This window comes from Planococcus ruber (assembly GCF_022819085.1).
Taxonomy (GTDB): domain Bacteria; phylum Bacillota; class Bacilli; order Bacillales_A; family Planococcaceae; genus Planococcus; species Planococcus ruber.
Genome location: NZ_JALHAG010000012.1, coordinates 252,539 through 276,794 on the forward strand (window position 1 = coordinate 252,539; position 24,256 = coordinate 276,794).

At 45.8% G+C, this 24,256-nt stretch carries 24 protein-coding genes; 20 read left to right on the plus strand and 4 right to left on the minus strand.

Translation table 11 applies throughout. The features are described 5' to 3' along the window. Positions 1-753 carry a hypothetical protein gene (locus tag MTR82_RS16010; RefSeq protein ID WP_246809860.1) on the plus strand — a complete coding sequence of 251 codons (753 nt, stop codon included), beginning with the start codon at positions 1-3 and terminating at the stop codon, positions 751-753. A gap of 240 nt (positions 754-993) precedes the next feature. Here MTR82_RS16010 and MTR82_RS16015 read toward each other — a convergent pair whose 3' ends face one another. After that, on the minus strand, positions 994-2,022 hold the full coding sequence (locus MTR82_RS16015; RefSeq protein WP_246809861.1) for an NADP-dependent oxidoreductase: 1,029 nt from the start codon (positions 2,020-2,022) through the stop codon (positions 994-996). Positions 2,023-2,298: 276 nt separating this feature from the next. Between MTR82_RS16015 and MTR82_RS16020 the strand changes: the two genes are divergently transcribed. The 3 genes from MTR82_RS16020 (at position 2,299) to MTR82_RS16030 (ending at position 4,365) form a co-directional block, all read left to right on the plus strand. Further along, positions 2,299-3,102 carry a DUF4397 domain-containing protein gene (locus tag MTR82_RS16020; RefSeq protein WP_246809862.1) on the plus strand — a complete coding sequence of 268 codons (804 nt, stop codon included), beginning with the start codon at positions 2,299-2,301 and terminating at the stop codon, positions 3,100-3,102. 49 nt (positions 3,103-3,151) lie between these two features. After that, positions 3,152-3,730, plus strand: a complete 579-nt coding sequence (locus tag MTR82_RS16025; protein ID WP_246809863.1) for a class F sortase — start codon at positions 3,152-3,154, stop codon at positions 3,728-3,730. Between the two features lie 140 nt (positions 3,731-3,870). Further along, positions 3,871-4,365 carry a GNAT family N-acetyltransferase gene (locus tag MTR82_RS16030; RefSeq protein WP_246809864.1) on the plus strand — a complete coding sequence of 165 codons (495 nt, stop codon included), beginning with the start codon at positions 3,871-3,873 and terminating at the stop codon, positions 4,363-4,365. 47 nt (positions 4,366-4,412) lie between these two features. Here MTR82_RS16030 and MTR82_RS16035 read toward each other — a convergent pair whose 3' ends face one another. Both MTR82_RS16035 and MTR82_RS16040 read right to left on the minus strand, forming a co-directional pair. Continuing rightward, positions 4,413-5,906 carry an MDR family MFS transporter gene (locus tag MTR82_RS16035; protein WP_246809865.1) on the minus strand — a complete coding sequence of 498 codons (1,494 nt, stop codon included), beginning with the start codon at positions 5,904-5,906 and terminating at the stop codon, positions 4,413-4,415. 254 nt (positions 5,907-6,160) lie between these two features. Then, on the minus strand, positions 6,161-6,649 hold the full coding sequence (locus MTR82_RS16040) for a hypothetical protein (RefSeq protein WP_246809866.1): 489 nt from the start codon (positions 6,647-6,649) through the stop codon (positions 6,161-6,163). 221 nt (positions 6,650-6,870) lie between these two features. Here MTR82_RS16040 and MTR82_RS16045 point away from each other — a divergent pair, with 221 nt between their 5' ends. From MTR82_RS16045 to ltaS, 3 genes are all read left to right on the plus strand, one after another. Further along, entirely contained in the window at positions 6,871-7,416 is a 546-nt protein-coding gene (locus tag MTR82_RS16045) for a sigma-70 family RNA polymerase sigma factor (protein ID WP_246809867.1), read from the plus strand. Further along, entirely contained in the window at positions 7,391-8,473 is a 1,083-nt protein-coding gene (locus MTR82_RS16050) for a DUF4179 domain-containing protein (RefSeq protein ID WP_246809868.1), read from the plus strand. The genes MTR82_RS16045 and MTR82_RS16050 overlap by 26 nt, the downstream gene beginning before the upstream one ends. A gap of 267 nt (positions 8,474-8,740) precedes the next feature. After that, positions 8,741-10,690, plus strand: a complete 1,950-nt coding sequence (ltaS, locus tag MTR82_RS16055) for a lipoteichoic acid synthase (protein ID WP_052652676.1) — start codon at positions 8,741-8,743, stop codon at positions 10,688-10,690. A 315-nt stretch (positions 10,691-11,005) separates the two neighbouring features. On the opposite strand, the gene MTR82_RS16060 is transcribed toward ltaS, so the two are convergent. Continuing rightward, a complete protein-coding gene (locus tag MTR82_RS16060) occupies positions 11,006-11,737 on the minus strand; it encodes a ZIP family metal transporter (protein WP_052652674.1) in 732 nt (243 codons plus the stop codon). A 210-nt stretch (positions 11,738-11,947) separates the two neighbouring features. Here MTR82_RS16060 and MTR82_RS16065 point away from each other — a divergent pair, with 210 nt between their 5' ends. From MTR82_RS16065 to MTR82_RS16125, 13 genes are all read left to right on the plus strand, one after another. Further along, entirely contained in the window at positions 11,948-12,538 is a 591-nt protein-coding gene (locus MTR82_RS16065) for a hypothetical protein (RefSeq protein ID WP_246809869.1), read from the plus strand. A 169-nt stretch (positions 12,539-12,707) separates the two neighbouring features. Continuing rightward, positions 12,708-13,610, plus strand: a complete 903-nt coding sequence (gene rbsK, locus MTR82_RS16070) for a ribokinase (protein ID WP_246809870.1) — start codon at positions 12,708-12,710, stop codon at positions 13,608-13,610. A gap of 98 nt (positions 13,611-13,708) precedes the next feature. Beyond that, on the plus strand, positions 13,709-13,927 hold the full coding sequence (locus tag MTR82_RS16075; protein WP_246809871.1) for a hypothetical protein: 219 nt from the start codon (positions 13,709-13,711) through the stop codon (positions 13,925-13,927). A gap of 169 nt (positions 13,928-14,096) precedes the next feature. After that, complete coding sequence (locus tag MTR82_RS16080) at positions 14,097-14,480, plus strand: VOC family protein (RefSeq protein WP_052652667.1); 384 nt, start codon at positions 14,097-14,099, stop codon at positions 14,478-14,480. A 187-nt stretch (positions 14,481-14,667) separates the two neighbouring features. Then, positions 14,668-16,158, plus strand: a complete 1,491-nt coding sequence (locus MTR82_RS16085; RefSeq protein ID WP_052652665.1) for a BCCT family transporter — start codon at positions 14,668-14,670, stop codon at positions 16,156-16,158. A gap of 199 nt (positions 16,159-16,357) precedes the next feature. Further along, a complete protein-coding gene (locus MTR82_RS16090; protein WP_246809872.1) occupies positions 16,358-17,074 on the plus strand; it encodes a PspA/IM30 family protein in 717 nt (238 codons plus the stop codon). A gap of 48 nt (positions 17,075-17,122) precedes the next feature. Continuing rightward, the gene (locus MTR82_RS16095; RefSeq protein ID WP_246809873.1) at positions 17,123-18,151 is read left to right on the plus strand and encodes a TFIIB-type zinc ribbon-containing protein; all 1,029 of its coding nucleotides are present in this window, start codon (positions 17,123-17,125) and stop codon (positions 18,149-18,151) included. Beyond that, positions 18,145-18,930, plus strand: coding sequence for a TPM domain-containing protein (locus MTR82_RS16100; RefSeq protein WP_246809874.1), 786 nt, complete (start codon positions 18,145-18,147; stop codon positions 18,928-18,930). The genes MTR82_RS16095 and MTR82_RS16100 overlap by 7 nt, the downstream gene beginning before the upstream one ends. A 33-nt stretch (positions 18,931-18,963) precedes the next feature. Continuing rightward, positions 18,964-19,923: an SPFH domain-containing protein gene (locus MTR82_RS16105; protein ID WP_246809875.1), complete on the plus strand. Its 960-nt coding sequence runs from the start codon at positions 18,964-18,966 to the stop codon at positions 19,921-19,923. 72 nt (positions 19,924-19,995) lie between these two features. Beyond that, entirely contained in the window at positions 19,996-20,784 is a 789-nt protein-coding gene (locus MTR82_RS16110) for a class I SAM-dependent methyltransferase (protein ID WP_246809876.1), read from the plus strand. Between the two features lie 153 nt (positions 20,785-20,937). Next, positions 20,938-21,795 carry a YitT family protein gene (locus MTR82_RS16115; RefSeq protein WP_246809877.1) on the plus strand — a complete coding sequence of 286 codons (858 nt, stop codon included), beginning with the start codon at positions 20,938-20,940 and terminating at the stop codon, positions 21,793-21,795. A 483-nt stretch (positions 21,796-22,278) separates the two neighbouring features. Beyond that, complete coding sequence (locus tag MTR82_RS16120; protein WP_246809878.1) at positions 22,279-22,728, plus strand: PTS sugar transporter subunit IIA; 450 nt, start codon at positions 22,279-22,281, stop codon at positions 22,726-22,728. A 133-nt stretch (positions 22,729-22,861) separates the two neighbouring features. Further along, positions 22,862-24,241 carry a PTS galactitol transporter subunit IIC gene (locus MTR82_RS16125; RefSeq protein ID WP_246809879.1) on the plus strand — a complete coding sequence of 460 codons (1,380 nt, stop codon included), beginning with the start codon at positions 22,862-22,864 and terminating at the stop codon, positions 24,239-24,241. Positions 24,242-24,256 lie beyond the last annotated feature (15 nt).

The following is a 24,256-nucleotide window of genomic DNA, read 5'->3' on the forward strand; positions in this document are numbered from 1 at the left end:
GTGGAGAAACTGATAAATGAGCTCCGGGCCAATCTCGAAGCAAATGCAGATGTTTCAATTGTGAAACAGCAGACGTGGAAGCTGCCCATCGTTTTCTATGATGTCGGCTTTAGCCGGGTGAAACGGTTGAAGATGGACGTCCTGATGAAGATGCTGCTGTTTGCTTTTCAGGAAACGGAAATTCACCGGGCTGCCAATCTTGCGGAATTCTTGCTTGTGGAGGAATTGTTTATCCGTGATTTGATGGAGAAGATGCAGCGCACCGGGCTGATCCAACTGGAGAAGCGCGGGTACCGTTTAACGGCAAAAGGCTTTGATTACCTTGAAAAAGGGATTTTCGATGAAGAAATGGAAGGGGACGACACGGTGATGTCGTTCAGTTCCGTCCATGATAAATATGCCCTTGCTTCACAAAACGGCCATCCGGAAGCGAGTGAGGCGATGCCGCTTTACCGCTATTTCAAAAAAGCTACCTTGAATAAAGAACGCGTGCAGCAATTGCTGTTGGCTGAAATGATTTTCCCGGAGGAAGAAGGCTTCCAAATTATCGCAACCGATGTCACGAGCTGCATCGAGCAGGAAACGGATTTTGTTCCTTGCATCGAATTCCAGCTGCATGATGCCAAGCAAGACCTGTTCTATGCCCGTATCTGGAATACGTGGAGCGGGTCGTGGGATGAAACACTCGCGAAGCAAATCGAAGAGCGCGAAGTAGTGAGTTGGCGAAAAGCAATGGGAGAATTGAAAAAATGACAGCTGCACAGGAATGTGCGGCTGTTTTTTATTTGATTATTGGAAAATATTTCTTTTTAACGCATCGTCATCTCCAGAAATCGGATTTACTTCCCTTGGGCTGTAAAATACTTTCCTTCCCGCCTCAAATACTATCCCAACTAGAAGATTTACTTTCCCATCGCGTCCATTTACTGTCCAAGTTCCGAAAAAAGGCAAAGCCGATGCATAAAACATCGGCTTTGCCTTCAAACTTCAAGATTAAAGCTTCGCAATTTCCGGATCGGCGACTTTCACCAATTGTTTTCCGAGATTGCTGCCTTCGAATAAGCCGCGGAACGCTTCAAGTGTCTGGTCGAAGCCTTCGATGATGGTTTCTTCATATTTCAATTTGCCTTCCTGGAACCACTTGGCCATTTCCACTGCACCGGTTTTCAGTTCAGAAGCGTAGTCGCCAAGCGTGAAGCCTTTCATCATCGAGCTGGTCGTGATGAATTTCCACTGGATGCGCGGTCCAAGGTCTTCTGCAGGATTATTGTAAGAAGAAATGGTTCCGCATAAGACAACACGCGAATTCCGGTTAAGTTCCAGAATGACGGCATCGGAAACGGGGCCGCCGACGTTATCGAAATAGACGTCTACGCCATCAGCAACCGCTTTTTTCAAATCGTCTTCAAAGCTGTCTTTCTTGTAATTGACGGCAGCGTCGAAACCGAGTTCGTTGACGAGGTAATCCACTTTCTCATCAGACCCTGCAATCCCGACAGCACGCGCGCCTTTCAGTTTTGCAATTTGCCCAACGATGGAACCGACTGCTCCGGCAGCTCCGGAAACAACAACCGTTTCGCCGGCTTGCGGCTTGCCGATATCAAGCAGGCCGAAGTATGCAGTGAGGCCAGTCATGCCAAGTACACCGAGGCGAGTCGTAATTGGTGCCATCGATGGATCTACTTTTTGGACGGCATCTGCTTTAACAATATTGTATTCTCCCCAATTAAGTGTCCCGGTGACGATGTCGCCTTTTTGGAAACGGTCCGATTTCGATTCGGTGACTTCTGCCAATACGCCGCCATTCATCGGTTCGTTTAAATTATACGGGGCGACATAGGATTTAACATCCCGCATGCGTCCGCGCATATAAGGGTCGACGGACAGGTATAAAGTCTTCAGCAATAATTCATTTTCTTCTATTGAAGGGATGTCTTTCTCGACAAAGGCAAAATCTTCATCTGTCGGTGTGCCTTCAGGGCGATTGATCAAATGGATTTCTCGATACGTTTTAACTGTCATGAAAATTCCTCCTTCATTTCTATTCGAAGAAGAGCTTACCATTGCCCGAATGGCGAATCAAAAATTTAAGTCCCGCAAGCTGATATTCTTGCACCGCTCCAAAAGCTATGTTATCTGCAAAAATAGAGCACAGATCCAGTAAAATCAACGTTTCGAAAAAAACTGAAAAAAAGTTAAAAATCCGAGTTTAAATAGTTTTAATTCGAGATAACTTGGGGTATAAATAAATTGTATATTAATTATACAAAAACTATGCAGGAAAGAGGAGAGGTCAACATGAAGAAGGTTTTTGTTTCAATGTCAGTCGCAATGGTATTGGTCTTATCGTTGCTAGCATCGGGAGTTATGGCTGCCGGGGATATGGCGAAAGTTAGAGTGGTACACGCTTCACCGGATGCACCCGCAGTAGATGTTTATGTAAATGGCGAGCTGACATTGGAAGATGTACCGTTTAAAGCGGATTCCGGATACCTGGATGTTCCAGCTGGTACACATAATGTAGAAGTTTTTGCAGCAGGCAGTGAGTATGCAGAAGGTTCAGCAGTTCTACAAGCAGATTTGACAGTAGAAGCTGGAAAAGCTTATACAGTTGCAGCAGCAAACACAGTCGATTCACTTGAATTTGTTGTAGCGGAAGATTCAATGTCTGTTACTGAAGGCAAAACAAAAATTCGTGTCGGCCACCTTTCTCCAGATGCACCAGCTGTTGATGTAGGCTTGATCGGCGGAGACGCAGTATTCAGCGGAGCTGAATTCCCAGGAATTACAGACTACATGGAATTGGATGCAGGAACTTACGACTTGGAAATCCGTATGCCGGATGGCACACAAGTATTGCCGCTTGAAGGAACTGAGTTAAAAGCGGATACAGTATACAGCGTATTTGCAGTAAACACAGCGGATTCACTTGAAGTCTTGGCTTTAGTTGATTACGAAGGCGCTGCCTCACCAGATGGCATGCCGACAACTGGCCTTGGAACACCTGAACAAAACCAAATGAACTGGGTTCTTGTTGCAGGAGCACTTGCAATCGTTGCAGCTGGCAGTGGTGTATTTTTAAGAAAACGGTTTCAAAACTAAATTCCTATTGAGCGTAGTGGGTTCGTTCGTCTTCCTCTCAGGTTGCCAGGTGCAAGAAGATGAAGTCAGTGAACGCACGGAAGATGTGGGATTTACTACAAAACAGCCGCAGCCTGCCAAAACGCTTGAAATGACCAAGACAGCGCCAGCAGAAAATCCGATCAATGCCCTTTCATTGAATCAAGGCATTCAACCGGAAACGCTTTCCATTCCGGCAATCGGCATTGATGCAGAGGTGCTGCCTCTTGGTACAGAAAAAGATGGCCGAATGGCAGTCCCGAAAACACCGGATGAAGTCAGCTGGTTTGAACCGGGATACTTGCCTGGGGAAAATGGACGGGCTGTAATAGCGGGGCACGTAGATGCAGTGGCTGGTCCAGCCATCTTCTGGGACTTGGCCGACCTTAAAGCTGGCGATGAAATTATGGTTGCCAGTGGCGAGAAAGAGCTGAAGTTCAAAGTATACGCAATGGAGTCCGTTGAGCTGGACTTAGCTGATGTAAAGGGTATATTCGGCTACCGGTCCACTCCGGAATTGGTCTTGATTACTTGTTCAGGCAAATTCGATTATGAACGGGGGACGAGGGAAGAACGGCTCGTCGTTTATGCCGAACTGATCAACCCTTAAGAATCGATTAAACGATGAACAATAAAAACGCACTCTGCTAAATGGAGTGCGTTTTTTGCTTTTCTTTTTTCGCCCTTCTCTCACTAGAAAGAGGTTTGATATGCTAAATTTAAAAGAAAAGAGAGGCAGGGGGAAAAGGAATGGAGATCGAAATTAAAAAACCGGAAGCCAGGCATGCAGAAAAGATTTCGGAAATTTGTTCCGTAGGGTGGCGGCAAACAGTCGAAGGGAAACTAAGCGAAGAATATCAAATGCAAAACATTGCATTTTGGTATAACCCTGAACGGATCAGAGAGGATCTGCGTGCAGGCGTTTATTCGCATATTGCCCTGGTTGGATCGGAAGTGGCGGGTGTCATTGGCGGCGGAATGACAGCACCCGGTACAGGCGAAGTTTTCGTTTTGTATATGGATGAACGTTTCCGTTACCAAAGGATCGGCCGGCTGCTTCTGGAAGCTCTAACTCGGGATCAATCAGCAGAAGGGGCAAGCGAACAATGGGTGTCGGTTCAGGAAGGCAACCAACTCGGCATTCCATTCTATGAAGCGAGAGGTTTTAAATTCCAAGGAAAGAAAACTGAAGAAACGGACACGGGAGAACTGCAAGTGTCTCTCCGCTATTCTCGGACAATTTAAAAACCCTGCCGGACACAAGCAAGTGTCCGGCAGGGTTTTCCTATGCTTTAGTTTAGTTGGTCGCCCAATTTTTCTTTGCTCATCATAAAGGCTACGACGAGAGCAAGTGCAGCTGGGACAATCGCCCAAAGGAACGTGCTCGCAATCGAAGATGATAAAGCTTCAGTCAATTGGTTTGTCACTTCAGCAGGGATATTGCCGCGTGCTTCGGTCGAAAGGAGAGCGCGGGAATCTCCTGAAAAGTTAGCCGCGTCAGCACCAAAACGCTCGGTTAATCGATTAGCAAATACATGGCTTTGGATGATGCCGAAAACCGTAATGCCGATGGTCATCCCGAAAGTACGCAAGAAGCTGACGGTAGAAGTGGCAGCTCCGCGCTGGCGAACGGAAAATGGATGGATCGCTGCGGAAGGCAAGACAGAGAACGAAGCTCCAATGCCGACGCCGGCAATGATCATAAAGACGATGACCGTGAAACGGGACGTATCGATTGATAAAGTGGCAAGCAAAATCATGCCCAAAGTCAGCAGCGCGAGTGTTGGGATTAAGAAATTGCGGTAAGCGAACTTCGCCATTAGTGCACCGCCGACAGACGCGCTGATTACGGAACCGACCATCATTGGCAATAAGACAAGGCCGGAATTCGTAGCATTTCCTCCTTGCACCCCTTGGATGAAGAATGGAATGTAAACAGAGGCTGTGATAAAAGCAGCACCGCTGAAAATGGAAATAATGCCGCTAGTTGCAAATAAACGTTCTTTGAACATGTTGAAATCGATAACCGGTTCGTCTGCACGGCGCTCTGCAAAGACAAAGACCAGTGCGAGTACGGCAAATCCGGCAAAAAGGCTGAAGCTTTGAGCGGATACCCAAGCGAATTCCTTGCCGCCTAGTTCAACTGCGAACATGAGGGAAACGATGGCACCCACCAAGGTGATGGCGCCAAGCCAATCGATTTTTTGTTTTGTGCGCACAACGGATTCTTTATAAAAGAACGCAACCATGATAAAGGCGAAAAGCCCAAGTGGAATGTTGATAAAGAAAACCCATGTCCAATTGATGTATTCGGTAATGTAAGCACCGAATAATGGACCGAAAACACTTGAAATCCCGAAAACGGCACCGAACATGCCGCTCATTTTGCCGCGCTGTTCAAGCGGCACGACATCGAACATGATGGTAAAGGCGATTGGCATCAATGCACCGCCGCCAATTCCTTGGATCGCCCGGTAAATGATCAATTCATTAATGGTATCGGCTGTTCCGCATAAAATCGAACCGATCATGAAGACCAAGAGACCGAAGATGAAAAAACGTTTTCGGCCATACATATCAGATAGCTTGCCGAAAATCGGCATCCCAGCCAACGATGCCACAAGGTATGCAGAAGTGACCCAGACGAATTTGTCGACGCCGCCAAGCTCGCCGACAATCGATGGCAGTGCAGTTGTAACGATGGTATTGTCCATCGATGCAACAAGAATGGCTAATAAGAGGCCGCCAATGACCACTTTAATATTGCTTTTTCCATTGTTATTCATGAACTTCACCCTGCCATTTCTTTCAATTTGTTTTTTGATGTTCATATCATAATCCCGCATATGAATAAAAAACAAATTTGAATGCTCGAATTTAGTTAGAAAAGCGAAACTTTTTTCACTCGGTTAGTTTGAACGGCATTTTGTATAATTTTATATTGCTTTTGCTTTATCCAATTCCTAGATTCGGCCATCCAATAGAAAACAAAAAAGCCTTCATTGCAGCGAAGGCTTTTAACATTGCTTTACTTTTGGCGTTATAAGTTTTTCAAATCGGGATGATTTTTTGTTTCTTGATCGGATAAGATTTCCGGTTTGAAGCCATTTAAATCGATAATTTCGCGACCTTCGCCGCGATAGACAATTACATAGCCTTCGTAAGGCGTCGCTTCGAGCCGGTCGAATTCCAATTGTTGCTTGGCATAGAAATCGGTAATTTTTTGTTTGGCGGATTCACTGACGACTGTTTCGTCCGCTTGCCATAATGCCCGGTGTCCCCTAGATGCGACAGGTACTTCACCATCGATTTTGGGTTCGCGCTGATTGAACAATCCTTGCATTAAGCGGATGACTTCTCCAAAACCGAGAAGCAGCGATCCGTAAATGGCCCCTTGCAGGAAAATTTCAAAAGCGGCTTGCCCACCAAGCCATTCAACGGAATTTATGGCCCGGAATAGATTGATCACAATAATGAGCAAGCCGACGCCTTGCAGAATATAAGCCACGATATTTTTAGTGCTGGTCATTTTCTCTCCCCCAAATGCTCTTTTTCTTCTATAAGATATAGTTTCGCTAACGCGAAAGAATTTCCTCTATATTCCTAAATAGGAAAGCCTCTGATAGTAAGCACTTTGATCAAGCAATACGCAAACCAGCTAAAGAATGGTAAAGTTTTACTGGAAATTGAAAAAGATTGAAACGTTTTAAAGAGCTGCGGACTCTAATGAATAAAGAGAGGATGAGGTGGATGCAGCACGATGAGGAAATGGTTGCAGCGGCAATAAAAGGCGACCGGCTGGCACTCCAGCATTTATTGAAAGATGAAAAAGAAAAATTGTACCGCATGGCATTTACATATGTGCGAAATGAAGAAGATGCCATCGACATTTTCCAGCAAACCGTTCTTCAGGCAATTGAGTCGGTGCACCAAGTGAAAGAAACGGCTTATTTTTCGACATGGCTGACACGCATTTGCATCAATAAAGCATTGGCGCTATTAAAGAAAAATAAAAAACTGATTGTCCTGGATGAATTGGAAGAGAGAAAAGCCCCATCCGATTCCATGGATATTGCTCAGCAATTGGATATGGAAAAGGCGCTTGGCTTATTGCCGGAAAAATACAAAACGGTTTTAATGCTTCGCTTTTATCAGGATTTCACCGTGAAGCAGATTGCTGATTTTATGGAATGTCCGGAAGGTACAGTGAAAACCCTGATTCACCGGGGACTCGCGATGCTGAAAAGAGATTTGAAGGGAGTGTATGCAGATGAATGGCAAAGAGAATTCAATTAAACAAGCTTTAGAGCAAATCGAAGTTCCAGAAGCGCGTCTGGATGCAATCATCGAAGAATCATTTTGGGAAACAGCAGCCGCTCCGGTTAAGGTGAGACGCCGGAATCGCTGGATGCCAGCGGTGGCAACGGTCGTTCTTGTAGCCGGTATTTCGGCAGCCACATTGTCAGCCGCTCCGGCACTTGCCAATTACATGGCTCAGTTGCCTGTGATCGGAAATGTCTTCTCGATATTCGCAGAAAATAAACACGGTGTTGCGGCATTTGACCAATTTAGTGAAGATGTCGGTCTCATTCAAACGAGCAATGGCATCACCATTAGCATTGATGAAGCGATTTATGACGGCACAAAATTGACCTTTACGTATCAAGTCGCTTCTGAAGCGCCATTGGACAACTCGGCTTATTTATCCAGTTTTCCGGAGCTGCTCGAAGCTGACGGACCGACTGGCGGGATGCAGTCGGAAGTGATTGATGGAGTTATTGCAGGGATTGCAGAAATCACCCATCTCGATGAAGATGCTGAAGTTGTAAATGTCGTATGGGAGCCGCAAGTTCTTTTCACAGAAGAAAAAGCGATTGCCGGAGATTGGAAATTCGAATTTGCGGTGAAGCAGTTAGAGCAAAAACCGATTACCCTGGATGAAAAAGTATCATCGGATGGAGTGACTGTCCACCTGCAGGAATTGTCCATAACGGACATTGCTGTCAATATCGCTTACCAGCAATTAGTGGATCCGGCAATTGTAGAAGCGGGCAATTTTGTTGAAGCCGAACTTATCGCCAAGGACAATTTAGGAAATGTCTATGAAATGCCATATAATGGCGGAAGTACTCCGGGAGATGCCCTGACCGCGGAAGATTTTGAATGGACCGCATCGCTCCGAGGATTGGACCCGAATGCATCGACACTGACTTTTTATCCTTTCGGCCATATTAGTGGGCCGGCCATCGAGCCGGAGCGGGTGGAATTTGATGCGCTTCAATTTAATTTGAAGGACGGGACGCATCGCCTCATCGAAGATCCAACGGTTCCAAAACCACCTCCAGTTAAGTAATTAAGGCGAAATCCGCTCTTGCAGGAAGCAGAGCGGATTTTGTTATGCAAGGACGGGAATCCCGCTATTTTTGAAACTTTTGCTGAAGTTGTTTCGTCTTACTAATTAGTGGCTAGATAAGGTATTGTGAGAACAATCTTTAAACTGTCATTCTTCCCCAAAGTTTAGTAGAATAGAATATGTCATTCTTTGTAAAACTACAAGAGACATTTTAATTTTGGTGGTTCAGTTCCATTCCAATAATCCTCAACAATGAGAAGGTGCAATATGAATAAATTTAAAAAAATCGATCGAGAAATGTTCAATAAGTTTATCCCTTTCTATTTACTGGCTGTGGTTATGCTTTGGCTGAAAACGTATATTTCTCAAAAAACGCAATTTAAATTGGATGTCGATGGATTCTTGCAGGAATTCCTGCTGTTGATCAATCCGCTTGGCTCCGCTTTATTGCTATTGAGCTTATCGTTCTTTTTCAAAGGGACGCGGAAGTACTTTTCGCTATTGCTCATTTATACGCTGATGACAATCTTGCTGTACGCGAATGCGGTTTACTACCGGTTCTTCAGTGACTTCATCACGCTTCCGACGCTCTTTCAAACGCAGAACTTCGGCGATTTGGGCGGCAGTGTCATGACGCTTATCCAGCCATGGGACGTTTTGTTCTTTGTGGATGTCATTTTCTTGGCGGTGCTCATCTTTTCAAAACGCTTCAAGAAAGACAAAACCAATTTCAGAACCAAAGTGGTGCTTCCGATGATCACCGCTGCATTAGCCATTTCATTCTTGAACTTGGCAATGGCAGAAGGGGACCGTCCGCAATTGTTGACGCGCGGTTTTGACAGAAGCTATATCGTGAAATATTTGGGAATGTACAACTACGCTCTGTATGACACAGTGGAAAGTTTGAAATCGTCTTCGCAGCGCGTTATGGCTGACAGCGACGATGTAACCGAAATCTTGAATTATACGAAATCCAATTATGCATCACCAAATGAAGAATACTTTGGTGCAGCGGAAGGCATGAATGTGGTTTACCTGCATTTGGAATCTTTCCAGTCTTTCTTGATGAATTATGAATTGAACGGCGAAGAAGTGACGCCCTTCCTGAATTCAATGATAGAAGAGAAGAACACACTTTACTTCGATAACTTCTTCCATCAAACAGCACAAGGGAAAACGTCGGATGCGGAATTCATGCTAGAGAATTCATTGTTCGGTTTGCCGAAAGGTTCAGCTTATATTACAAAAGGCCAGAACACTTATCAGGCAGCACCGGCCATCTTGAAAGACAAAGGCTATGAATCGGCCGTTTTCCACGGCAACAACGCAACCTTCTGGAACCGTTCAGAAATCTACAAATCATTCGGATTCGATAATTTCTTTGATATCGAGTCTTATACGAACCTGGAAGAAGGGGACATGGCCGAATATGGCGTAATGGACAAGCCGTTCTTCGACCAATCCATGGACATTCTAAAAACTTTGCCTGAGCCGTTCTATACGAAGTTCATCACGGTCGCGCATCATTTCCCTTATGATATTGACCAGGAATTGACGACGATCGGCAAAGGGACAACAGGCGACAAGAGTGTGGATAATTACTTCCAGACTGCCCGCTACGCGGATGAAGCGATTAAACAATTCTTCACAGACCTCGAAGAATCAGGTTTGGCGGACAACACTATGATCGTCATGTACGGCGACCATTACGGAATTTCTGACAATCACAACAAAGCAATGGAGCAGGTGCTTGGAAAAGAAATCACGCCTGTAGAAAATACGAACTTGCAGCGGGTGCCGCTCTTTATCCATGTTCCAGGAATGGAAGGTGGAATCAATCACACATTCGGCGGCCAAATCGACTTGCTTCCGACGTTGATGCATTTGCTTGGAATTGAAACACAAGATTACTTGCATTTCGGCACTGACTTATTATCGGACGAGCATAAAGAATTGGTGACATTCCGAAACGGCGATTACGCAAGTCCTGAAATCTACTCGATCGGTGAAGTATTCTATGATCCGAAAACCGGCTTGCCGCTTGATGAAAGCAAGCAGGCACAGGCAGAAGAACTTCAAAACCAAGGCAACATGAAATTGCAGCTGTCTGACGAAATCGTCAATGGCGATTTACTGAGATTCTACACGCCTGAAGGATTCACGCCGATCGACTCGGCTGATTACAATTACCAGACGGATTTAAATGAAGAAGAATAAAATAAAGAACGGATCCTTTGCATAGGGATCCGTTCTTTTCAGTATGTAGAAAAAGATGGAAATGGAAAAAGTTTCGTTTAGAAATTCGATGTTCCGCATAACCGCTTCGCTTGGTCCCCCAGGTGTCTCCATTTTTTGCTCCATGTGTTGGGGAGCACTCCAACACCGGCGCGGTTCCGGACAGGGTGGAGCAATAAGACGAGTGGTTTTCTCGGCTTATTGTGGGAATCCTGTCCATAGCGCCGCAGTGTGGTTTCCAGAAGCAGATGCACTTATCCCATTAGTTTCTCGATAATGTGTAAGAACGGATAAATGTTATTGGAGCAATAATGTGATGAAGATTCCGCATGCCGTAATGAAACCGACAATCGGACCTGCTTTTTCGTAAGCTTCCGGCATCATCGTCGAGCAGATCATAGCAATAATCGCGCCTGCTGCGAATGAAGAAAGGATGGCTTGTGCGTCTTCCGTCATCAAGTCAAGCAGTGAATATCCTGCGAGAGAGCTGAGCGCTGAAGCGACCAGGACAAACCCCCACATCGACAAGACTCTCGTCGTGCTGAATCCGCTCTTCTTTAAACCGGATGTGCTCGAGATCCCTTCTGGCAAATTGCTGATGAAAATCGCCGCGATTAAAGCCACGCTGACGCCATTGCCGCTCGCTAGTGCAAGGCCGATCATGGCCGTCTCGGGAATGGCATCCATAATGGTTCCGACGAAAATGGCCACCCCTGAACTTGAGCCTTCCGGTTTTTCATCGCTATGTCCAGAGCGTTTGCGGTGCCGAGCACCTTGTTTGTTAATGAGAATATCAAAGACCGTGAAAATGGCCGCTCCGCCAAGGAAGCCAAGTGCAATCTGGGTCAATCCGCTGATTTCCATTGCCTCCCCTAACAGTTCATAAGCAACTGCGCCGATTAAGGCGCCGGTGCCGAGCGCCATGATATAAGCGATCAGCCGCTGCGGAAGTGAAACGAGCAGTACGATAATTGCGCCAAGTAAGTTGGCTGCTCCCGCAATGCCTCCCCATAATAATGCCTCTCCCATATTCATTCACCTTCCGTTTGCGTGTTATAAAGACTTCTACCCTTTCTGCCGATTTTCAAGCCCAAGCGTTCAGAAGTGGACAAAATAATAGCGGCGACGGCAAATGATTGGCATATGAAAAGACAGGAATCAAGGTATAATTAAGTAGAATGGAAGGCACCGTAAAGTTCGTTTTCATAATGGAAATCCGGAAAGAAGAGTGGACGGAACATGAAAGCATTCATCATGTACGCAGTTGCCGTAATAGGCGGTTATGCATTAAGTGAAGTTTCCCAACAATGGTTTGGAAGAGAATGGATTTTCGGGCTATTGATTGTTCTCTGGTTCGCCTTGTTTTTGGAAGCCTGGAAACGTGTGAAGCCGGGCGGTGCCGGATTGATCTTTGTGACAATTGCCACATTGCTCAATATCGGCTACGTTTTTTTCGGGCAGTATACGGCCAAAGCGATTTGCAGTTTGTTCATCGTTATCTTGCTGATCCGGTTATACAAACAGCATAAAGATGTAGTGTTGACAGCGATTGCATTTGCAGCAAGCTATGTGGTCCTTAACCTTGAAACTGGAAACTTTCTGATCGCTTGGTCTTTATTTTTAATCAGCGGTGTGGCAACGGCAATTGGCTTCAAGTATCATTTCCGGTGGCTGAAGCGCTGCTTTGCCGTTGTATTCGGAATCTCTACCCTGCTCTTATTGATATTGGGTTCAAGCATCCAATCCCATTTCCTGGTTTTTGCCATGGTCCTTGCTGTAGGGGGAATCTCTTATAAATCCTTTGGCAAACCACTTAGAACCGCCAAATGAAAAAGCTGGATTTCCTTGTCATGGGAAGCCAGCTTTTTTAGTTTGACCGAAAGGGAATGGTGAAGAAACGGATAGTTTACTGGCAAAAAGGGTAGAGTCAGGGAAAGGACACCGATAAACAAATCAAATGGACCTTGCTTACAATACATGAATGATTGGAGAAATGTTAATGGATATTGCAGTTATCGGGTCGAATATGGTCGACCTCATCACGTATTTGGAGCGGATGCCGGAAGAAGGCGAAACGCTTGAAGCGCCGGAGTTTGAAATGGGCTGCGGCGGAAAAGGAGCAAACCAGGCAGTGGCTGCCAGCCGGCTAGGTTCCGATATATTGATGGTGACAAAAGTGGGAAACGATCTGTTTGGACAAAACACGATTGAAAATTTCAAGGCCAATGGTGTACGAATTGAAGGAGTTGAAGTGGGCACGAAAACGAGCGGTGCTGCACCGATTTTCGTCGACCCGAATGCGAAAAATCGCATCATCATCATTCAAGGCGCCAACAGTGAATTGGTTCCGGAAACGCTTGAGAACCACCGGAGCCGGATCAAGCAAGCGAAGCTGATCGTGCTTCAATTGGAAATCCCTTTGGAGACGGTCTACCATGCCATTCAGATGGGCGAAGAACTTGGAATTCCGGTTCTCTTGAATCCCGCACCCGCGAATCCCGAACTCGATATCGCCTATGTAAAGAAATGCACGTATTTCGCACCGAATGAATCAGAACTTGGCATTCTTACCGGCATGCCGGTGAAAACAGTGGATGAAATCAAATCAGCGTCAGTTTCTTTAGTACATAAAGGTGTACAAAATTTAATCGTTACAATGGGCGACAAAGGGGTATTATGGATGAATGCAGAGAAAGAAGTTTTTATCGAAGCTGAGAAAGTCAAAGCGGTGGATACGACCGGTGCCGGAGACTCGTTCATCGGCTGCTTTGCCCATTTTGTGACGAAAGGCAGCCCGGTTGAAGACGCGCTTCAACAAGCGAATCGCTACGCTGCACAAGCTGTCCAAAGACGCGGCACCCAAACCTCTTACCCAACTTTGGAAGAGTTTAGAGCCAATTAAGTAGCCGGCATTCGTTCCGCCAGCGGCTCTCGGCTTTAGGGTTAGTTTTCCTGCAATCGGGTAAAGAATAGAATAACGCATCTACAGGAGGGATTGCAATGACGAGAAAAGGCACAGCGGGCCGTACACCGGAACAGCACAATGGCGCCCCTGACTCTGCGATTGACCAAGTGATCAAAAAAACGAAAGAAGTTTTCGACGGTGAAAACGACGCCGTGAATTATGACGATCTTAAAGGCCAAGACGAAAAAGAAGCAGCAAAAGAATATTCGAAAAAAGTAGCAGATGATCCGTCAACGGATTCCCATAGAGATTAAAAGCTGACAGTGAATGGAATAGAATAGTGATAGGAAATGCCGCATCCAAAGAAAAAGTTTTCTTTGGATGCGGCATTTATTTTTTGTCGAATTTTACAGCAGATGGGGAGGAAAACGATGCGGCTCTTCGAATTATAAGGGAAGAAGATAAATTCAAGGAGGGATTAAGATGATCGCAAAATTAGGGCAAGTCATGCTGTATGTCAACAATCAGGATGAAGCCGTACGGTTCTGGACAGAAAATGCAGGCTTTCAAGTGATGGCAGATGAAAGCAATGGCGAGATGCGTTGGATTGAAATCGCACCTGAAAGTGGAGCTGGAACCACCTTAGTCATCCATGACCGGAATACAGTGGCCCGCTTATCTCCCGGTTTGGATCTGGGCACGCCTTCATTGATGTTCTTTACGGAAAAGCTGGACCAGTTTCATCAGAAATTATCGGAGAACGAGGTCACAGTCGGTGACATTGTCGAAATGCCGGAGGGCCGTGTGTTCAACTTTGCAGATTATGAAGCAAATTATTTTGCGGTAATGGAGATGAGAAAAGCTTAGAAAATGTTTTAAGCGGCGGCAAGCAGTGAATAAGGTAAGAGAAAGATGGAAAAGAACGCCTGTAAAGTAGCGCGGAACTTTACGGGCGTTCTTTTCTCAGCACAAAAGCAAGGTTCTGTTTAGTATGTTACCATTGTAAAAATATACGGTTATATTAAATCGAATCAATTCTAATGAGAGGTGAAGCATGAAAAAAGCAACACAGGTCTTTTATTACTCAGTCATCATTTCAGTTATTGTCGTTGTATGGGGAGCATTTGCTCCCGAAAATCTTGAAGCTGTCACGGCTTCTGTGACAGCCGGAATTACGAGCAAGTTCGGCTGGTTTTACTTGCTCTTGGTCGTCGGTATTTTAGTATTTTGTGTTTACATGATGTTTTCGCGTTTTGGCAATATCAAGCTCGGCAAGAAAGACGATGTCCCGGAATTCAGCCGAGGCTCTTGGTTCGCCATGCTTTTTAGCGCAGGAATGGGAATGGGGCTGGTTTTTTGGACCACCGCAGAACCGATTTCCCATGCGTTCATCAGCAGCCCTTCGGCAGAACTGGGCTCTGACGAAGCCATCCAGGATGCCTTGAAGTATTCGTTTTTCCATTGGGGCATCCACGCATGGGCAGTCTATGGCATTGTTGGCCTTGTTCTGGCCTATTTTAAATTTCACCGGGGGACGCCAGGGCTCATTAGTGCGACCTTAACTCCGCTGTTCGGCGAAAAATTGATGCAGGGGGCACTGGGAAAAGCGATTGATATCTTAGCAGTATTTGCGACCATCGTCGGTGTAGCGGCAACGCTCGGCTTTGGTTCAGCGCAGATTACCGGAGGCTTGTCATTCCTGTTCGGCACGCCGAATAATTTCACCGTCCAATTGATTGTGCTGGTCGTTTCAACCGCATTATTCATTTGGTCAGCCTGGTCCGGAATCGGACGGGGCATCAAATACTTAAGCAATATCAATATGGTTTTAGCCGCGGTTTTGCTTGTCCTGCTCTTTATCGTCGGCCCGACCATGTACATTGTCAATATGTTCACGCATACGCTCGGCAGCTACGTCACCGATTTCTTTAAAATGAGTTTGCGCTTAGCGCCGCTCAATGAAGAAAATCGGACTTGGATCAATGGCTGGACCATTTTCTATTGGGCTTGGTGGGTTTCGTGGGCGCCGTTTGTCGGCATTTTCATCGCCCGCATTTCAAAAGGGCGGACGATCAAGGAATTCATGTTTAGCGTCTTATTATTGCCGGCGCTTGTTTGCTTCATTTTCTTCTCCGTATTCGGAGTGTCTGCCTTGAATTTGGAGCAGAAAGGAATTTCTGCGATTTCGAGCTTTTCTCTCGAAACATCGACTTTTGGTGTGCTGGCTGAATATCCGCTTGGGACTTTGCTATCATTTATCACGATTTTCGTGATTGCGATTTTCTTTATCACCTCAGCAGATTCCGCTACCTTTGTACTCGGCATGCTCAGTACAAATGGATTGCTGAATCCGGCAAATTCCGTCAAAATCAGCTGGGGATTGATTCAATCCGCAGTTGCGGCAGTCGTCGTCTATTTCGGGGGAACCCAGGGGCTGCAGAATATGCTGATTATTGCTGCCTTGCCTTTTGCGATCGTCATTATCTTAATGGGCGCTTCGTTCCTGAAGGATATTCAAAAAGAAGTGCAGCCCAGAAGGAAGTAAAAAGAAAATTTAAAAAACAAGGCTGTCCCACTTCATGAAATTGTGGGAAAATAAAATAAGAGAGCGCTGCTGATACCTACAGGTTGTCGGCAGCGCTCTCTTTGTTTAAAGGATTAAGGCCGGCAGTTATAGGGTAATCTTTGCGTATAAGAACACTGCTTGCCAAGCAGAAAAAACCACTGGTAAAGGAGAAATGATGATGGAAATTTTAAAACGGTTCAGAGATATTATGACGAGCAATATTCATGCCCTATTGGACAAAGCCGAAGACCCGGAAAAAATGATCGATCAGTATTTGCGCGACCTGAACAGTGATCTTGGAAAAGTGAAGTCGGAGACGGCCGCCATTATGGCAGCGGAAAAGCGGGAGCGCCGGGAGCTTGAGGAATTGCAAAAAGAAATAGAAGATATGCAGCGCTATGCGAAGAAAGCAGTAGAAGCTGGAAATGACGACGATGCACGCAAATTCCTGCAGCGCAAAGCGGAGCTCGCAGAACGTGAGAAAACGATGCAGACGTCGGTCGAACTGGCAGCAGCGAATACGCAGCAGATGCGCCAAATGCACGAGAAGCTGGACTCGGATATTGCCGAGCTTGAATCGCGCCGCCAAGAGCTGAAAGGAAAAGCGGCAGTTGCGAAAACGCAGAAACGCATGAACGAGTTCAATTCATCAATGGGCAGCGCTGGAGACCGCTTGTCCGCATTCGATCAGATGGAACAGAAAATCAATCAGGAACTGGATGAGGCCATGGCGATGCAGGAACTCAATAAAGGTTCAGGAACAGATATAAAAGACCTTGCCGCAAAATATGAAAACAAAGCCGATGTGGAAAGCGAGCTTGAATCGCTGAAATCAGGCGTTAATGTGGACGATGAATTGGCAGCACTGAAAAACGAAATGAATAAGAGCGAGTGATGGAATTATTGAAGGCCATTTCCTGGAGCGCGAAAGGGGGGACATGGAATGGTCACTCAATATAAATGCCCAAACTGCGGGTCGGATATGGCGTTTGATGCCGAGTCGGGCAAGCTGTCCTGCCCGAACTGCGGCCGCCAAGACGACATCGAAACGTTTCCGGAAGAAAACATCGTACCCGAATTCGATGCCGAAGAGGCAAAGGAATACCATTGCGAAAACTGCGGCGCCGTGATTCTCACAGAAGCGAATACGACTGCGACGCATTGCAGTTTTTGTGGTGCGCCGGTGGTATTGGCAGAGCGCTTAAGCGGTGAATTCGCACCGGCAAAAGTGATTCCGTTCACCATCAGCAAGGAAGAAGCGGTGGAAGCGTTTAAAAAGTGGACACGAAATGGACGGCTGACGCCGCGAGGATTTATGAACGGCGACCGGATCAAAAAAATGACTGGCATGTATGTTCCTTTTTGGCTCTATGATATTAACGGAACGGCAGAAGTGGCTGCAATCGGCACGCGGGTCCGGAGCTATACGAGAGGCGATACGATTTATACGGAAACGGATTTCTACGATGTATACCGCGGAATAGACCTCAGTTATTTGAAGGTGCCGGCCGATGCTTCGGAAAAGATGGATGATGAGTTAATGGATAAACTTGAGCCTTATGACTATTCAGCTCTGAAAGATTTTAAGATGCCTTATTTAGCAGGCTTTTTATCGGAAAAATACGATTATGACGATGAAGCCCTTTTCTCACGGGTAGAATCCAAAATTGTCCCTTATATCGATTCTTATATTCAATCGACCATTACAGGCTATACGACAGTCAGCTATACGAACAAGCAGATCCAGACCCATAAAAGCAAAGTCTATTACACACTGTTTCCGGTCTGGATGGTCTATTATGATTTTGAAAATAAGGAGCATACCTTTGCGATGAATGGGCAAACCGGAAAAGTGGTCGGTAAGCCGCCGATCAGTTCCGGCAAAGTCGTTGCGTGGTTTGCCGGTATTGCCGTGTCAGGATTCATTGTATTAAAAGGCCTCTCTTATGCAATGGGAGGTGTGTTATGGTGAAGCGTTTTAATTGGAAAGCAGCTTTGCTGTTTTGGGCGCTGGTTTTGGCACTGTTTGCCGGGGGATCGGCTGTTTTTGCTGTGGAGCCGCACATCTACGACATCGCAGGGCTTCTCACGGAACGCGAAATCGTTGAACTGGAAGCGCTCGCTGCGGAACATAGCGAAAAACAGGATGCAGATTTTCTCTTTTTGACTACGGACAGTACAGATGGCCAGTCGATTATATCGTATATGGGCGACTTTTTCGATGATTGGGCAGAGGAAAACAATCAGGAAAATGCGGTGCTCCTGACGATTGATATGGGAAGCCGTGAAGTCTATCTTGCGGGCTTCGGCACTGCTGAAACTAAGCTCGACAACGACCGTGTGCAGCAAGTGCTGGACCGCATCATGCCTTATATGGGCGCTGGGGATTACGGCGGCGCTTTCCGTGAAACGGTTACGACCGCCAGCCGTTATATGGAGTTCCGTCCGGGTGCCAATCCGGAAAGCATTATCCATAAACTGTGGTTTCAAGCAGGGGTTCCGTTATTGGCAGCTGCTGTAATTGTCGGTTCGATGGTCATGAATGCAGGCGGCCGGGTCACGACCACTGCACGTACGTATGTAGACGGCACGAATACAAGAGTCAGAAGCCAGCGAGACCATTTTCGCAATAAAACCGTTTCAAGGCGCCGCGTGCCGAAGAGCAACGGAGGCGGCGGTGGTGGCGGTTTCGGAGGCGGCGGAACGACTGGAGGAGGGCGCTCCTTTAGCGGAGGCGGCCGAAGTTTCTAAATTCGAACGGAAATAAAGGAAGGAATGAATCTTATGGCTTTTTTTGGAAACCAATTTTCAGATGTGGTTGAATGGAATGAATTCAGAGACGATATGATCTTTTGGAAGTGGAACAACGACGAAATCAAAAAAGGCAGTAAGCTGATTATTCGCCCGGGACAAGATGCCATCTTTTTAAACAACGGAAAAATTGAAGGGATTTTTGAAGATGACGGCGAGTATGATATCGAATCGCAAATCGTGCCGTTCCTTTCTACTTTGAAAGGGTTTCGTTTCGGTTTTAACAGCGGCATGCGCGTCGAAGTCCTGTTCGTCAACACAAAAGAATTCACGGTCCGCTGGGGAACCCAAAATCCGATTAATATACCGGCTCCTCAAATGCCGGGTGGTATGCCGATACGGGCAAACGGCACGTTCCAGTTCACCGTAAATGACTATACGACTTTGATTGATAAAATTGCCGGAGTCCGCAACAGCTATCTGGTTGAGGATGTGAAAATCAGGATTACGGCCATTCTCGATCAACTGCTCATGAAATGGGTTACCCGAGAAGGCAAGGATATGTTCAATTTGCAGGCTAATGCGCATGAAATCGGCAAAGGGATTTCAGATGACCTCAATATGGAACTCATGGATGATGGCATGAAAATTACCGGTTTCCAAGTAATGAGCTTCAATTATCCAAAAGAAATCCAGGACATGATCAATAAGAACGCTTCGATTGGCATGGTCGGAGACGTTGGGAAATATCAGCAAATTTCCGTGGCAGATGCGATGGCAAAAGGCGGATCGTCCGGTTCGGGCAGTGCAGCCGATATGGCGGGCATGATGGTCGGGATGAATATCGCCAAAGATATGGTGGAAACGATGAAGGAATCGAATGCCGGCAATCAGCAAGCAGCAGGCGGCCAAGGGCCGAATTTCTGCCCGAATTGCGGCCAGAAAAACGAAGGGGCTAAGTTCTGTCCAAACTGCGGCCAAAAGCTGGTTTAAGTTTCTAAAAAATCTCCTCTTCGATTGGATTCATGCAGAACAGATTTTAAAAAGCGGGAAAGAGGAAGCGACTTGGAACATTTAATCGAAAGTATGAAAATCATGGGCGATGATACGATTCAGCGCACGCAATTGAAGCATCGGATGTCTTTAGTGGATTCTTTTGCGATCCAAAAAGGAATGTCCGTCATTGAAATCGGCTGCGGCCAAGGAGACACAACGGTCGTTTTAGCGGATGCGGTAGGAGAAACGGGGCGAGTGCTCGCTGTGGATATCGCCTCTGCGGATTACGGCGCACCGATTACACTCGGGGAGGCCACTGCTGCCATTTCAGCATCCAAGCTTGGGAAGCAAGTGGAATTCCTGCTGGAGACCGATTTGCTGGAGTTGCCGGAAACGAAGTTCGACGCGGCGATTTTGTCGCACAGTTCCTGGTATTTCCGGAATCCGGATCAATTGCTGGCGTATTTGACAAAATTGCGGAGCATGGCTGACCGCCTTTATCTGGCTGAATGGGACCTTGCTTTTAGCCGGATTTCTCAGCGCAGCCATTTTGCCGCAACGGCGATTCTTGCTTTATACAGTGAGTTTGTAGAAAATGAAGGGAATATCCAGTATGTCTTCGACCTTGCACAATTCCAAAACTTACTGGAAAAAGCGGGATGGACAATCCAGCAAACCGAAATCGTAGATGCCCATTATCTGCAAGATGGAAGTTGGGAAGCGGCTTATGCAAAATCGATTCGGCAGGAATTTGCCCAAACTCCGCCGCGTATCCAAACACTGGTCAACAGCTTGTATTCTTTGTTAGTGGTTGAAGGCGCCGACAGTTTGGATAGTTTGGTGATATCCGCTGACTGATGTTGGCTAAGCGATAAAACTTGCATTTTAACAGGACACTACCTATAATTTGATACATTGTGTTTGAGTTTCGAAAAGGCTGAAAGAATTATGCAGCCTTTTTTTTGCTGCAATTTTCTAAGCACGGAGATTCATAGGAATGGAGATTTTTAAATGGACAAACTATACAATTGGCTCATTATTTTCGCGGGATCGATTTTACTGGGATTCGCTTTTAATATGTTTTTATTGCCCCATGAGATTTTGTCTGGAGGCGTTACCGGGATTGCGATGATATTCAGTTTGATGCTGCCGCTCAATGCCGGGATTTGGCTGTTTGTTTTGAACATCCCGATTTTAATCCTTGGCTGGATGAAACTTGGCAAAATGTTCATCCTCAATAGCATTTACTCGGTAGCTGTCACGTCTATTTCCATGTTGTACATCCCGGTCATGAAAGTAACAGAAGACGTACTGCTGTCATCTGTATTCGGAGGTGTTCTTGTCGGCATCGGGGTCGGATTCATCATCCGTTCATACGGATCGACAGGCGGCTTTGACGTCATCGGCCTGCTCTTGACGATGAAACGGGACATCCCGCTCGGCTTTATGGTCTTTGGCTTGAACAGCCTCGTCGTATTCGTATCCGGTTTTATCTTTACGTGGGAGCTTGCGATGTATACAATGGCTTCTATCTACATCACAGGCTTGGTCGTTGACCGCATCCATACGCGCCATATCAAACTGAATATGCAAGTGGTGACAAGCAAAGGCGACGAAGTCAAAAAGCACTTGCTCGAAAACCTGTATCGCGGCATCACGGTCACGGACGGCGAAGGAGCTTATTCAGGCAATAAAGTCAAAATCCTGCACAGCGTCATCACACGCTATGAGCTGGCCTATGTCCGTCCACTGATTAAAGAAGTGGATCCGGATGCATTTGTCAGCATCAGCGAAACGATGGAAGTCATGGGGAATTTCCGTAGAGACGAAAACTTCAAAAAAGTTCCCGGACATCCTCAATCGATGTAAACCATGTGCTGGAAAATAAAGCTCCAATTCGAAAGAGTTGGAGCTGTTATTTTATCTTTATAAAACAGAATATTTAGAAAATAGATGTTTTATTATTGGCTTATAAGCGTTATGATAAAAGAAAAGGAGGGGAACGGAAATGGATGCCACCTTTGGCCTCGTGCCGATGCTTGTCATTTCCATTATTGTGGTCGCGCTCATCCTGGCCTACTTCGTTTTCCATAACTGGGCTAAGTAATGAAGAAACAGAAAAGCCGCAGCTGCCCGCTGCGGCTTTTCTGCTTTAAAAAACGAACCCATAACATTTTCTCCAAGCATACATATAAAAAGCTGATGGTATTATATGTCGAAATATTCAAAAAAATATTGCTTTAAATTGAAAGCGATTTTATAATGAAATTGACATCAAATGTGCTGATAGTGAACAAATGTAAAAAGGAGGGATTCGACTATTTTGTTGCTTTAGGGGAGGAGGAACAGGAAATGGAAATTGAAAAAGAGCTGGTGGCCATTGAATTGGAAATCGATTCCAAAGAAAGCGTATTAGCCTTCTTGGGCAGTAGGCTATTGGAAAAAGCGTATGTGAAAGAAGGATTTGTCGAAAGCGTGCTTAAACGTGAAGAAACTTTCCCTACAGGTTTGCCTACGATACCATTCGGAATTGCTATTCCACATACGGATGGAGATATGGTGAATGAATCAAAAATAGCTTTTGCCACGTTGAAAAACCCGGTGAAATTTTTAGCGATGGGGCAGAGCGGAGAACTGATCGATATTAAAGTGGTTTTTATGTTAGCGCTGAAAGAGCCAGCTGCCCAACTGGCTACTTTGCAAAAACTGGTCGGATTGTTCCAAAATCCAGAAACTGTTTCAAAGTTAGCCGCAATCACAAGTGCCGAAGAGCTGAATGATTTAATCAATATTAAAGCTTAGAGGCAGCAGAGCTTTTCATCTATCGTTTTACAAGCATTTCTAACCTGCATTCATGATTTTATCAACCCATAAAAGAATCATTTTAATCACGTCTTTCTGCTAGAGAATACCAAAAGCAAAGGGGAGAAAGTTGATGGGAATTCTGCAATGGTTCGTGGATCTTGGAGCGACAGTTTTATTGCCGATTTTAATTTTTATTTTTGCGCTGGTATTGGGAACTAAACCTGGAAAGGCTCTACGTGCCGGGATCATCGTCGGCATCGGATTTGTAGGGATCAATTTAGTGATCGGTTTGCTTGTAGACAGTTTAGGGCCTGCCGCCCAATCAATGGTTGATAATTTTGGATTTAACTTAAATACAATTGATGTTGGCTGGCCGGCAGCTGCGGCAATTGCTTACGGCACTTCCTTAGGCAGTTTAGCGATACCGATTGGCGTGGGCGTTAACGTCTTGCTGCTGACTTTCGGTTTAACGAAAACGTTGAACGTCGATATTTGGAATTTTTGGCACGTAGCTTTAACAGGGTCGCTTGTTTATGCTTTGACAGCCGATTTTTGGTTGGGCATTTTGACAATCATCGTCCACTTGCTTTTGCTGTATTTAATGGGAGATATTTTAGCCAAATACATCGAGAAGTTTTATGGTTTCCAAAACATTACTTTTCCGCATGGCACCTCCGCTCCATCCGCATTTGTCGCAATGCCGATGAACTGGGTTTTTGACCGCATTCCCGGATTCAATAAGCTGGAAGCGAATCCCGAAAATATCCAAAAGAAATTAGGGGTGCTTGGCGATTCCACCATTATCGGGGTAATGATCGGGATCTTAATTGGAATTTTGGCAGGCTACAACGTCCAGGGAATTTTACAGCTGTCTATTCAGACAGGAGCTGTTATGGTCTTGCTGCCCCGAATGGTCGCTCTATTGATGGAAGGCCTTATTCCTGTTTCGGAAGCGGCAGGGGCTTTTGTGAAGAAACGGTTCCCGGGAAGAGATTTGTACATTGGAATGGACAGTGCACTTGCCATCGGACATCCGGCAGTCCTGTCATCCGCCTTGTTATTAATTCCCATTACCATCTTTTTAGCGGTTCTGCTGCCTGGAAATTCCGTTTTGCCATTTGCTGATTTAGCTTCCATTCCATTCTTAATCTGCTTGATGGTCCCTATTTTTAGAGGGAATATCATACGAACCGTGATTGGCGGATCGATTTATATTGGCGTCGGCTTATATATAGCGAGCTGGGTTGCGCCGTTGTTTACACAGTCAGCGATTGCTTCAAACTTTGAAATGGGAACGAATACGAGCATCTCTTCATTGATTGATGGTGCGGTATGGACCACGTTCATCTTTGTCTGGCTGCCGAAGATTTTCAGCTGGTATGGAATGAGTGCTTTAGGATTGCTGGTTCTTTTTGGCCTGATTTACCAGAACAAAATCAAACCTAATCGCCATAAAGCCAATCCGGAAAAATCAGGGAATCCGGCAGCAGCACCTATAGAACACGAATAATAGAGGGGGAAGCAA